Origin of the sequence: Pseudomonas sp. (assembly GCF_002796985.1) — a bacterium.
Lineage (GTDB): Bacteria > Pseudomonadota > Gammaproteobacteria > Pseudomonadales > Pseudomonadaceae > Pseudomonas.
In genome coordinates, this window is sequence record NZ_PEKX01000004.1 from 220271 (window position 1) to 232230 (window position 11960).

General features: G+C 66.8%; 9 protein-coding genes. 4 read left to right on the plus strand and 5 right to left on the minus strand.

All coding sequences use genetic code 11. The annotated features are described in order from the left end of the window. The first annotated feature begins 98 nt into the window (after positions 1–98). Positions 99–857 (plus strand): helix-turn-helix transcriptional regulator, encoded by a 759-nt coding sequence (locus CTR55_RS03925; RefSeq protein WP_296284242.1) that lies wholly within the window; start codon positions 99–101, stop codon positions 855–857. 42 nt (positions 858–899) lie between these two features. Here the strand turns inward: CTR55_RS03925 and CTR55_RS03930 are convergent, their stop codons facing one another. Genes CTR55_RS03930 through CTR55_RS03940 form a run of 3 tightly spaced genes read right to left on the minus strand, consistent with a single transcriptional unit; the run spans position 900 to position 6018 of the window. Then, on the minus strand, positions 900–1304 hold the full coding sequence (locus CTR55_RS03930) for a hypothetical protein (RefSeq protein WP_296284243.1): 405 nt from the start codon (positions 1302–1304) through the stop codon (positions 900–902). A gap of 31 nt (positions 1305–1335) precedes the next feature. Next, entirely contained in the window at positions 1336–2892 is a 1557-nt protein-coding gene (locus tag CTR55_RS03935; protein WP_296284244.1) for an EAL domain-containing protein, read from the minus strand. A gap of 48 nt (positions 2893–2940) precedes the next feature. Continuing rightward, positions 2941–6018, minus strand: coding sequence for an autotransporter outer membrane beta-barrel domain-containing protein (locus CTR55_RS03940; RefSeq protein WP_296284245.1), 3078 nt, complete (start codon positions 6016–6018; stop codon positions 2941–2943). Positions 6019–6167: 149 nt separating this feature from the next. On the opposite strand from CTR55_RS03940, the gene CTR55_RS03945 reads away from it, so the two are divergent. Further along, on the plus strand, positions 6168–7907 hold the full coding sequence (locus tag CTR55_RS03945; protein WP_296284246.1) for a response regulator: 1740 nt from the start codon (positions 6168–6170) through the stop codon (positions 7905–7907). Between the two features lie 97 nt (positions 7908–8004). Here the strand turns inward: CTR55_RS03945 and CTR55_RS03950 are convergent, their stop codons facing one another. Next, complete coding sequence (locus CTR55_RS03950; protein WP_296284247.1) at positions 8005–8898, minus strand: LysR family transcriptional regulator; 894 nt, start codon at positions 8896–8898, stop codon at positions 8005–8007. Between the two features lie 89 nt (positions 8899–8987). Between CTR55_RS03950 and CTR55_RS03955 the strand changes: the two genes are divergently transcribed. Next, positions 8988–9764: an NAD(P)H-dependent oxidoreductase gene (locus tag CTR55_RS03955; protein ID WP_296284248.1), complete on the plus strand. Its 777-nt coding sequence runs from the start codon at positions 8988–8990 to the stop codon at positions 9762–9764. Between the two features lie 234 nt (positions 9765–9998). Here the strand turns inward: CTR55_RS03955 and CTR55_RS03960 are convergent, their stop codons facing one another. After that, the gene (locus CTR55_RS03960) at positions 9999–10814 is read right to left on the minus strand and encodes an aminotransferase class IV family protein (protein WP_296284249.1); all 816 of its coding nucleotides are present in this window, start codon (positions 10812–10814) and stop codon (positions 9999–10001) included. A 139-nt stretch (positions 10815–10953) separates the two neighbouring features. On the opposite strand from CTR55_RS03960, the gene CTR55_RS03965 reads away from it, so the two are divergent. Then, positions 10954–11865, plus strand: coding sequence for a LysR substrate-binding domain-containing protein (locus CTR55_RS03965; RefSeq protein WP_296284250.1), 912 nt, complete (start codon positions 10954–10956; stop codon positions 11863–11865). The last annotated feature ends 95 nt before the right edge of the window (positions 11866–11960 follow it).

Genomic DNA, 11960 nt, shown 5'->3' on the forward strand with positions numbered 1-11960 from the left:
TAATCCCCCAATACCTTAATCTAAACTGTTCTCCCGCTTCAATCTGGAGAGCCCGTGATGCCCTTCCCCCACCCTCGCTGCTCCGGAAGAAACCCACCATGACCTGTGCCCTCTCCCTCGAAGCGCTGGCCTACGACCACCAGCATGGCGAAGAAATCCCGCCGCACTGCCACCCTCAGGCGCAACTGATCCATTCGCTCTCCGGCGTGATGCTGGTGGGCGCAGCGCAGAGGAACTGGGTGGTGCCGGCCGGTCACGCACTCTGGGTGCCGCCGGGCACCGAGCACCAGATCCGCATGTTCGGCAACGTGCGCATGCGTACCTTGTTCATGCCCGCATCCACCTGGCCCCGGGGCGGCCAGCAGTGCCAGTTGATCGCGGTAACGCCCTTGCTGCGGGAACTGCTGGTTGCCGCCAGCGCGGTGCAGGCCGGTGACGGCAACGAGCACCGCCGCCGCTGCCTGCATGAACTGCTGCTGGTGGAGATGGACGCGGCGCAGACGGTCGGCATCCACCTCGCCATGCCGCGCGACCCGCGCCTGCTGCGGCTGTGCAACGCGGTGATCGGCGCACCGGCGGACGAGACCGGCATGGAGGACTGGGCGCAGCAACTGAACATGAGCAGCCGCACCCTTGCCCGGCTGTTCCAGCGCGAACTGGGGATGAACTTCGGCGACTGGCGCACCCGCGTGCGCATGGTCCTCAGCCTGCAACGGCTGATCGCCGGCGCCTCGGTACTGGAAGTGGCGCTGGAGCACGGCTACCAGAGCCCGAGCGCCTTTTCGCAGACCTTCAAGCGGACCCACGGGCAACTACCCAGCCACTACCAGGCCGTGCGCTCGGTAGCGGCGTACTGAGTAGCAGGCCCCAGCGCCGCCCACTTGGCAGCGCTTACGGCATCACTCGATGGCGAAGTGGATGCTGTAGTTGACCTTCTCGCCGCGCCGCGCGGTGGCGCGTGTCTGGTACACCTGCACGCTGTAGGTCCCCGAGGCCGGCAGCGCGCCGCTCCAGTCCTGGCCGACCGAGCCGCCGCCCAGGGCGGTCGATTCACCTGGCTTGTCGCCCGGTGCGAAGAGGTTGAAGTTGGCGTTGCTGCTGCCGGTGACGCCAACCTTCATGTGTTGCCCGGCCTTGGCCGACAGCGTGTAGAGGACGCTGTCATAGCCCTTGAAGCTGCCTTTGGTGACCGAGCTGCTGGCGCCCTTGGTGAAGTGCACCGGCACTGTGGTGACGGTATCGGCAGCCAGCGCAAATGCAGGCGTGGCACCCAGCAGGCAGCAGAGCAGGAGGGAAGTTTTCATGGTGTTCATCCTATGGTCAGGGTTGGGAAAATCATGAAGCGGCCTGCCAGTGATGGCTGGCCACGAAAGCGAGGAATTCATCCAGCGGCATCGCCTTGCCGAACAGCCAGCCCTGGCCGAACTGCACGCCGCGCTGGCGCAGGTACTGCAGTTGCTCGTCGGTCTCGATACCTTCGGCCACCAGCAACAGGTTCAACTGGCGCGCCATGGCGATAGTGTGGTCGGTGACCGGACAAGGTGCACCGGCCGACAGCGCCTGGACAAAGGAGCGGTCGATCTTCAGCAGGTCCAGCGGCAGGCGCCGCAGGTACTGCAGGCTGGAGTAACCGGTACCGAAGTCGTCCAGGGCAATCGGGTGGCCTGCCTGGCGGCTTTGCGTGAGTGTCCGGTGCGCCGCGTCGATGTTCAACAGACAGCTTTCGGTCACTTCCAGCCAGATGCACTCGGCGGCGATACCCGCCTGTTGCCGGGCTTCCGTCAGCAGCGGGAGGAAGGACCCGCTGACCACGTCGAAGGCCGCCAGGTTGATCGATACATGCTGCAGCCGCCCCGACGCGAGGCTGGTGCCCAGCTCACGGCAGACGGTGGAGATGACCTGCGCGGTGATCGATTCGACCAGCCCTGTGGATTCCGCCAGCGGTAGAAAGCTGTCGGGCATGGCCACCGAACCGTCGGCGCGCCGCCAGCGCACCAGGGCTTCGGCGCCGATGCAGCGGCCATCGCGCAGGTCGAGGATGGGCTGATAGAAGGCGGTGAACGCTTCGTTCGCCACGGCCCGTTTCAGTACAGCCAAGGGCGACAGGTGCGCGCCCACGCGCCGGGAAACCGCCCAGCACCACAGGCCGGACAACATCAGGCCCAATGGTGCGAGCATCAGCACATTGCGCCAAAGGTCGCGGAGCATTTCCTGGCGGCTGACGGCGGCGACGGTCTGCCAGTTGCCGTGGGCTACCCGGGTGTACACGTAGCCGCCCCGCAGCCCGGAATGCGGCTCGCTGTGGATACGCGTGAGCACCTGGGCGAAAGCGGCGGCGGGTGCGCCCAGCCAATGGCCCGTCGGCGTGCCCAGCGCCAGGCTGACGCCGGGCGCGAGGGTGGTCTCGAGGAAGTGTTCCGGGTCGATCAGCAGATTGAACGCGGCGTCCTGCAAGGCCAGCATGGGCTTGGCCGGCGCCACGAAGGGCGGCACGTTGACCGACACGCCGAGGCCTTCGCGGGTGCGAAACTCCGCCGGCCAACGACGCGCACCGCTACCGACCTCCCCCCAGGAGCTGCAGACGAAGACTTCTTCCTCGGCATAGCCCACCGCCTTCACCGCCAGCGTGTCGATGGCCACCAGGCGCATCTGCTCGATGCCATCCAGGGAGCACGGCGGCAGCGGCGAACTGTTCAGTGCCCTGAGCGCTACGGCGGCTTGGGCGAAGGTGCTGTCCGCCCGCTCTGAGGCGAGTCTTGCCAGGGTTTCCAGGCGTTCAGCGGTGTGCTGCATGACCAGGTGCCAGGCCAGGTAGCCGGTGCCGGTGAGGACCAGAGCGACACCCAGCAGGCTGGCGATGACGCCGGTCCTGACGATGCGAGCGCGACTCATGATGGGTCTCCAGAGGGCGCACGGCGTGCGCCCGAGCGGGATGGTCCGCTACCAGAGGTAGCGGTAGCCGAGGGTCAGCGCCAGCGGCTGCTCGATCTCGTGGCCATTGGCGTAGTGGGCTTCGACCATCAGCTTCTGGTGGGTGCTCACCAGCAGCGAGCCGCCCGCGCCCAGTTCGGCGCGTGAGCCCGGTAGCTGGTTGTCCAGCGCATGGCCGTTGACCTTGACCGTGCTGTCGCCGGCCAGTTCATCGATCACCGAGGCGCTGAAGTAGCCCTGCACCTGCATGCCCGAATCGAGCTGCCAGTTGCGTCCGGCGCGGCCACCGGCGCGGGCCTGGACGGAGTCCACGGCATCACCGTCGACTTCCAGGCCGTCGCTGCTGGTGTACTGCGGCCCTTGCAGATGCGCGCCGGCTAGCTGCACCTGGGGTTCGACGAACCAGCCCTGGCCCAGTTGGATCGTGCGGCCCAGTTCGACGCTGGCGCCGTAGGCGTCGGAGTCATAGTGGCCGCGTACCTGGCTGCCCAGGTTGGTGGGCACCTTCACCTCGCCACGCAGATGGTCAACCTTCAGCACCGAGTCGAGATACCAGCCGTCTTCGCGCACATAGGTGGCGTAGAGGGCAACAGTGCGGCTGTCGAGGTCACCGGAGCTGTGTTCACCGAAGTCCTGGTCGGAATGGCCGATGCCGAGCATGCCGCCGACATAGAGAGTTCCCCCGCTCTGCTCGATGGCGCGATCGGCGCCGACCTCGGCACCGCTCATGTTCTGCTCGAAGGCGCGGCTGTCGCCGCTGTCCACGTTCAACTTGCCGCCCGCGGTGCGGGTCCACAGGCCGCCCTGGTCGTGGCCCTGGCGCAGCTCGCCGAGCCGCCGGGTCAGGGTGCCCAGCTCGCTCTGCCAGAGGTTGGCGGCCGCCGTCTGCATGCCCAGCGCCGCGTTGGCGCCCTTGGACAGGCGCTGCGCCTGGCCGAGCGAGCGGGTTGCCGGCACCAGAGAGGTCATCGGGATGGCCTGGCTGGTGGGCTGGGACGGAACCGTTACCGGCGGCTGGGACTGAGTGAGCGCCGTCATCGGGACAGCGGTGGTCTGGGGAAGCGGCACCGGCTGCGGCGGGATCGACGGATTCTGCGCCGTCATCGGAATACTGGCGCCTTGGGGCGCTGGAATCCTTTGCGGCGGAATCGATGGATTCAGCGCCGTCATCGGGATGCTGCTGCCGTTGGGCAGCGGCACCTTCTGCGGCGGGAGCGAAGGATTCAGTGCGGTCATCGGGATGCTGCTGCCATTGGGCAGCGGCACCTTCTGCGGCGGGAGAGAAGGATTCAGCGCGGTCATCGGAATACTGCTGCCATTGGGCAGCGGCACCTTCTGCGGCTGCATCGAGGGCGTCAGGGCAGTCATCGGCGCGACTTGCCCCGACTGCACCAGGTACCAGTCATTGCCCTGCCGCTGCAGGCTGTAGCGGAAAGCACCGGCGTCCACATGGCCGCCGAGCAGGCTGAACTGCCCGGCGCCACCCGCGGTACCCACCAGCTTCAACGGATCGCCCTGGGCATCCCGGCCACTGTCGGCCACCAAAATCTCGTGGCTGCCCTGCGCCTGCCCCTGTACCGACAGCAGGTCGCCCTGGGAGCTGGCAAGGTCGGTCTTCATGCGGAAGCGGCCGTTGCCGCTGAGGTCGCCATTGACCGTCAGCACCTGGTAGCCCGAGCCACCGAAGGCCACCGTGGTGTCTTGCAGTTTCAGGTTGCCGACCGAGGAGTTGCCGTCGAACAGCCAGGTGCTGGAGCGCAAGTCGAGGTCCAGTCGGCCACGGGTCGGCTCCTGCAATTGTGCGTTGCCACGCAGCGAACTGCCGTCCGCCGTCAGGTCGAATTGGCCGTTGCCGGCGACGCTGGCGAGTGTCGCCGTATCGACGGTGGTGCCGCTCAGGGTGGCCTGCAACGTACTGTCCGGTTGGATGACGAAGGCCTGGCCATTCACCGAGGTCAGCTGGCTGCCTTGCGCGCTGACCTGGCCATGGCTGCCATTCAAGGTCTCGATCAGGGCATCGTGCCCGGTCAGCCGGGTATCGGTCAGCGTCAGTTGACCAGCGCCCTGCCCGGCCATGAAGCGCGCGGTGCTGCCATCGACGTTCGCCACTGAGCCCTGCAGTACGCTGATGCGGCTGTCGCCATCGATCTCCAGGGCCGCAGCCTCGGAGCCCACGCTCAACAGCTGGGTGCGTTCCAGCTCGATGCTGCTGGACTGGCGCACCCAGGCGCCCGACGCCCGGCGGCCTTCGGTGAAGATCGAGCCATCGCTCATGCGGATGGCCGAGCCGGAGGCGGAAACCAGCGCGGCGGCATTCTCGCCCAGGGTGTGCACGCTGCTGCCCTGGCTCAGTTGGGCGCGGCTGGCGTTGCGCAGCGTCACGCCCTCGCCAGCAATCGCGTCGGTGAGGACTTGCGTATTCACCAGCGACAGCGGGCCGCTGCCGGAGAGGCTCACGCCGGCGCTTTCCGCCTGGTGCGTATGGATCTGCGAATCCGTGACGGTGCCAGCCAGGGCGTTGCCCTCAACGACGATGCCGCTGCTGGTCATGGCGAAGGTCTCGATGGTTGAACGCTGCACCTGCAGGGTGGATTGCTGGCCCAGGTGGATCCCTGGACTGAGGAGGCCGCGCGTGACGACGCTGGAGTCGTTCAGTAGCAGCGTGCCGTTGTCGACCTGGATGGCCGGGCTGCGGGAGCCCAGCGTGGTCAGACTGCTGCCGGAGGTCAGGCTCACACTGCCCTGGTCATGCACGCTCAGCGCCGGGGCATCGCTGCCCTGGGTTTGCGCCTCGAGCGAGCCCGCGTCCACGGTGGCGCTGTCGAATACTTCCAGCGCGCCGCCACTGCCGGTATTGCCCGCGAACACGTCCTGCAGCGAGAAATCCGTGCCCTGCACGCTAATGGCCGGACCGTTGCTGCTGACCTCGACGCGCGACTGCGCCAGCGCGTGCGGCAACGCACTGGCGGCGCTGAAGGATTGCGGGGAATTGAAGTCGGCCGCCATCGCCGGCGCGGCGATGAGCACGGCGATGATCAGTGCCAGAGGGCTGTAGGAAAGGTTGGGCCTACGCGTGAGGGGTTCCATGGTGAGTCACCTAGAGGGGAAGTGATTGACGCCATTGTTTGCGTGCCCGCTCAAAGTGAGGATGCGAAAACCAGTCACGTTTTGTAGGAAAATGATTACACGACGGGTATCGCCATACCCTAGAGTGAACGCCAACCCAGGGGGGAAACATGGCGCGAATACTGATCGCCGACGAACATCCGATGACCCGCTACGCCGTGCGCATGCTGCTGCAGGCCGAGCGGCATGTGGTGGTCGGCGAGGCGAACACCGGCATCGAAGCCCTGAGCCTGACCACCAGCCTGTCGCCGGACCTGCTGATCATCGACATCGACCTGTCGCAACTCACCGGCCTGGATGTCATCGCGCGGCTGCGCGCCCGTGGTCTGACGCTGCCGATCCTGGGCTACAACACGCAGGATTCGGAGCACTACGTCGGCCGCTTCCTGCAGGTGGGCGCCTCCGGCTTCGTCAGCAAGCACCAGGACATCGACCGGCTCAAGGAAGCCCTGGCCGTGGTCCTGCGCGGGCACAGCTACTTCCCCGCCGAGATGCTCGGCAGCGTGCACCGCGGCAGCCTCAACGAGAACGACGCCGAGCGCGTGGCCTCGCTGTCCAACCGCGAACTGAGCGTGCTCAGCCTGCTCGCCAGCGGCTACAGCAACCAGGAAATCGCCCGCGAGCTGACCATCAGCGACAAGTCCGTCAGCACCTACCGCGCGCGCATGCGCAGCAAGCTCAACCTGTCCAGCATGCTCGAACTGATCGACTTCGCCCGGCGCAACCGCCTCGCGGCCCCGGCCAGCCAGCACCACTCCCGCGAAGCCGAAGCGGGCGAGGCGCCGATGTGGCGCTCCATGGTGGAGAGTCTGCCGGCGGCCTTCTACGTTCGCGATACCGAAGCGCGCCTGGTGTACGCCAACCCGGCGCACCTGGAGCTGTACCAGGCGCAGCCCGACGACGTGCTGGGCACCCGCACCACCGATGTGGACTGGTACCCGCCCACGGATGCGAAGAACATGCTGCGTTTCCTGCAGCGCGCCATCGCCGACGAGCAATCCTTCAACAAGGACATCGAACTCACCGTGCACGGCGAGCGCCGCGTGTTGCACCACTGGGGTACGCCCTATCGCGACGGCGACGGCAACCTGCTCGGGATGATCTGCTGCAGCACCGACATCACCGAGCGCTACGACCAACTCAACGAACTGCGCAGCCGTGCCGAGGCCAGCGAACTGGCGCACCAGCAACTGACCAACCTGTTCACCAGTGCCACCACGCACCTCAACGAGCGCATCCAGGCACTCGCCGACACCCTTGAGCAACCCGGGTCCGGGGACCTTGAGCAGGCCCGGACGATTCTCGAAGAGCTCCGGGTGCATGGCGCTTCGCTCAAACGTGCGCTCATTGCGCAGGACGAGGTGCCGTTGCTGCCTGCGCGGCTGGACGAGCTGGCGGCCGAAGTCCTTGGCGTCCTGCAGCGGCAGGCCGAGCTGAAGCGCCTGCCGTTGAAGCTGGAGACCGACGCCCGCTCGCGGCAAACCGTGCTGGTCGACGCCAAGTCCCTGCGCGAAGCCCTGCGCCACCTGGGCCTGTACGTCATCGACCTGACCGACAGTGGCAGCGTGCGGCTCAAAATCACCGCCAGCCCGAAGCAGGAGCAGCTGGGCGTACGGCTGACGCTGGAAGGCATCCCCAGCGCCAAGCGGCGCGAGCTGCGCGCCTACTCCCTCTCCGAACTGACCATGGACTACCCGGCACGCAACCCGGCGCGCAACAGCCTGAGCCTGAACATCGCCCAGCACCTGATCAACAGCATCGGCGGCGAGCTGCAGGTCTCCCACCTGGCCGAACAGGGCTGCTGCGCCACGGTGCACCTGTTGCTGTCACGCCAGAGCGACCGGCACTAGCTGCGAGCGCGCCGTCGCCCCGTGTAAGGCAGGTGCGGGCACCTAGGCCATGCCCGCGATCGTGCCCACGGCGCGCTTCTACCATCAGACGCCGTCGTCAAACCACTTCGGCGATCTGCTCGCGCAACCACCGATGCGCCGGGTCGCGGTGCGAGCGCTCGTCCCAGAGCATCGACATCTCGTAGCCCGGCACCTCCACCGGTGCCTCCACCACGCGCAGCGCCGGGTTATCCCGCACCAACCGCGCCGGCACCATGGCCACCAGGTCGCTGCTGGCCAGTGCCGAGATGACGAAGAGGAAATGCGGCACCGACAGCGCCACGCGCCGGCTCAGCCCCACCGCTGCCAACACCTCGTCGGTCACGCCGCTGAAGCCGCCGCCGTCGGGCGAGACCATCACATGCTCCAGCCGGCAGAACTGCGCCAGGGTCGGCTTGCGTTTGAGCTTCGGGTGCCCGGCGCGGCCGGCCAGCACATAGCGTTCGGTGAACAGCGTACGGCGGCGCATGCCCGGCGGGCTGCCTTCGGTGGTGTGGAAGGCCAGGTCGATATCGCCCTGCTCCGCCTGCCGGGCGACACGCGGCGGCGACAGTTCCAGCAGGGCCAGACGTGTGCCCGGTGCGCTGCCGCGAATGGCACTCAACGCCGGCAGCAGGATGGTGGATTCGCCGTAGTCGGTCGCGGCAATGTGCCAGGTGTTGTCCGCCTGGGCCGGGTCGAAAGGTGCTGACGGCGCCACCGCCTGCTCCAGCGCCTCCAGGGCGATGCGCAATGGCTCGCGCAGGGATTCGGCCCGCGCCGTCGGGCGCATGCCGCGCGGGCCGGGCAACAGCAGCGGGTCGTCGAAGATATCGCGCAGCTTCGCCAGGTGCACGCTAACCGATGGCTGCGAGAAGTTCAGCCGCTCCGCCGCACGGGTCACGTTGTGCTCGGAAAGCAGCACGTCCAGGGTCACCAGCAGGTTGAGGTCGAGCCTGCGCAGATTATTCATTCATATACCTGGGATACCGGATATTCATTTCTACTATACCTGCGGCAATCGCATCCTGCGCACACCCCCTCTCAACGGATGCAGCCGCCATGAACGTACTGATCGTCTACGCCCACCCCGAACCCCGCTCGCTCAACGGATCGCTGAAGGATTTCGCCGTGCGCCGCCTGCAAGCCGCCGGCCATGAGGTGCAGGTCTCGGACCTCTACGCGATGAACTGGAAAGCCACGCTGGACGCCTCCGACAGCCTCGACCGCGACCCCGAGGCGCGCTTCGACCCGTCACTGGATTCCAAGCGCGCCTATGCCGCCGGCCGGCAGAGCACTGACATCGCCGCCGAGCAGGAAAAACTGCGCTGGGCGGACACGGTGATCCTGCAATTCCCGCTGTGGTGGTTCACCATGCCGGCGATTCTCAAGGGCTGGTTCGAACGGGTCTATGCGTACGGCTTCGCCTATGGCGTCGGCGAGCACTCCGATGCCCGCTGGGGCGACCGCTACGGCGAAGGCAACCTGGCCGGCAAGCGCGCCATGCTGGTAGTCACCACCGGCGGCTGGGAATCGCACTACAGTGCGCGCGGCATCAACGGGCCGATCGACGACCTGCTGTTCCCGATCCACCATGGCGTGCTGCACTACCCCGGTTTCGACGTGCTGCCGCCCTACCTGGTGTATCGCACCAGCCGTGTGGACGCGCAGCGCTACGCGCAGATCGAGCGGGAACTGGGCGAGCGCCTGGACAGCCTGCAGACCACCCCACCCATCCCCTTCCGCCAGCAGAACGGCGGCGACTACGACATCCCCGCGCTGACCCTGCGCGAGAAGATCAATCCTCAGGCCAGTGGGTTTGCCGCGCATCTGGAGTGATTCACTGTTCGCGAGCAAGCTCGCTCCTACAGGGGAAAAGCGCGGGGGCTTTTTGTAGGAGCGAGCTTGCTCGCGAACCGCCCAACCTCAAACGCTCCTCAAGGCTGAACTCGCGGCTCGGCCTCGAAGGCGCTGCGCAGTACGTAGGGCGCATAACGCGACAGCGTTATCCGCCGAGTGGCCGGCCGGCGGATAACCTGTTCCAGGTTATCCGCCCTACCTTTCTGCGCACCTTCAGGGTTTCACCCGAGGCTCCGCTTCGAAGGCGCTGCGCAGCAACTCGACGAACTCCGGCGCCGGGGGGATCTCCACGTCGCCGATGCGGCTCACCGGCACCGCCGGCGTCCAGGAGTTCATCACCACGGCGCCGCTCAGGCGCGGCAGGTCCTGCTGATCGATGCTCAGCGACGACTGGCGTGCACCGAGTTTCTCCAGTTGGCGCTGGAGGATGCCCATGGTGGTGCCGGTCAGCATCTTCCCACGCGGCCAGATCACCGTTTCACCGTCCCAGAACGCCAGGTTCCAGATGGTCGCTTCGCTGAAGCGGCCACGGTGGTCGGTGAACACTGCATCGTCGAAGCCAGCAGCCACCGCTTCGCGCAGGTACCAGGTCTTGGCGATCTCGCCGACGTGCTTGATCTCCGGCAGCACCCGCTCATGCCCGGCGATGGCCAGCGACAGCGGGCCCTGCGGCCCATCCGATGGTGGCGCGGTACGTACCAGCAGCTCGGGGCGGTGCTCGGGGCCGGCGACAGTGAATTCCCCGGCGGACGAGTACACCGTGGCCATCAGCGATGTGTCGGCCGGCGCCTGTTCCAGCGCTGTACGCAGGGCCGCGCGGATTTCCCCGTCGGCATGGCTCTGGCCGAACAGCCGCTGCGAGGCATTGCGCAGGCGCTCCAGGTGCAGGTCCAGGCCGCGAATGCCGCCGCCACGCACCTGCATGGCAGTGAAATGGGCGTAGCCGGCGAAGGCCAGCGGTGCGAGGTCGTCTGCGCTGGCGGGCTGGGCGTTGCGTTGGGTGATGTAGGGATGGATGGCGGCTGACATGGCGTTGGCTTCCTCTGCTCGGTGTTTCACTGCCTGGATATCTGCATATCCAGCATCAAGTGGAATCACTATCGGCCTTTGACAAAGCCAGGAGAAACGAGTATTTCTCGACGGATCATCAAGCAGGATTTGAAGATCGATGAGCCGCTCATTTCCCGGCGTCCGCTCCCTGCGCACCTTCGAGGCCGCCGGCCGCCACCTGAATTTCACTCGCGCAGCGGAAGAAATCGGCCTGACGCCAGCAGCGGTCAGCCACCAGATCAAGGAGCTGGAAGACCAGCTCGGTCTCGTGCTTTTCGTGCGCACCAGCCGCAGCATCCAGCTCACTCCCGGCGGCGCGCTGCTGCTGGAGGCGGCAGCGGAATCCCTCGGGCTGTTGCACCGCGCCACTGTGCGGGCGCGTCGGCTATCGCGGACCTCCGAACAGCTGCGGGTTTCGCTGACAGCGCGTTTCGCTACCCACTGGCTGCTACCGCGCCTGCCAAAGTTCCGCGCGCTGCATCCGGGGCTGAAGCTCAGCTTCGATGTCAGCGACGAGCTGCGCGACTTTGCCGTCGACGACATCGACCTCGCCATCCGCTTCGGCAGCGGGCGCTATCCGGGCCTGCTGGCCGAGCGCCTGTTCGATACCCAGATAGTCCCCGTGTGCTGCCCGAGCCTGCTGGAAGACGGGCCGCCACTGCGCGAGCCGCGCGATCTGCAGGCCCACACGCTGTGCCATGTAGTCTGCGAGACCGAAGGCGCGGCCTGGCCGGACTGGTCGCGCTGGATGGCGGCGGCCGGCGTAGCAGACTTCGACGCCAGCGGCTGCGTCACCTTCGAGGACACCAGCCACGTGGTGCAGGCGGTGCTCGAAGGCGGCGCGGTCGGGCTGGCCGACCACGCCATGGTCGCCCGCGAGCTGGAACAGGGCCTGCTGGTGCAGCCGTTCGAGCTGGGCGTGCGGGTTGCCGAGGACTACGCCTACAACCTGGTCTACCCGCAGGCCAGCGTGGACGACCCGCGCGTCAAAGCCTTCCGTGAGTGGATTCTCGGGGAAATGGCCGTTTGAGTTGGCGGTGCTATTCATCCACAGAGGTATTGTCGTAGGAACTATCCTGTTTACGCTGTGCGACGACAGAATCCGGGCTCTCCGGGTTCGGATTG

Coding starts and splice junctions, on each gene's coding strand:
- CTR55_RS03925 (WP_296284242.1), top strand. CDS start 99: ATGACCTGTGCCCTCTCCCTCGAAGCGCTGGCCTACGACCACCAGCAT.
- CTR55_RS03930 (WP_296284243.1), bottom strand. CDS start 1,304: ATGAAAACTTCCCTCCTGCTCTGCTGCCTGCTGGGTGCCACGCCTGCA.
- CTR55_RS03935 (WP_296284244.1), bottom strand. CDS start 2,892: ATGAGTCGCGCTCGCATCGTCAGGACCGGCGTCATCGCCAGCCTGCTG.
- CTR55_RS03940 (WP_296284245.1), bottom strand. CDS start 6,018: ATGGAACCCCTCACGCGTAGGCCCAACCTTTCCTACAGCCCTCTGGCA.
- CTR55_RS03945 (WP_296284246.1), top strand. CDS start 6,168: ATGGCGCGAATACTGATCGCCGACGAACATCCGATGACCCGCTACGCC.
- CTR55_RS03950 (WP_296284247.1), bottom strand. CDS start 8,898: ATGAATAATCTGCGCAGGCTCGACCTCAACCTGCTGGTGACCCTGGAC.
- CTR55_RS03955 (WP_296284248.1), top strand. CDS start 8,988: ATGAACGTACTGATCGTCTACGCCCACCCCGAACCCCGCTCGCTCAAC.
- CTR55_RS03960 (WP_296284249.1), bottom strand. CDS start 10,814: ATGTCAGCCGCCATCCATCCCTACATCACCCAACGCAACGCCCAGCCC.
- CTR55_RS03965 (WP_296284250.1), top strand. CDS start 10,954: ATGAGCCGCTCATTTCCCGGCGTCCGCTCCCTGCGCACCTTCGAGGCC.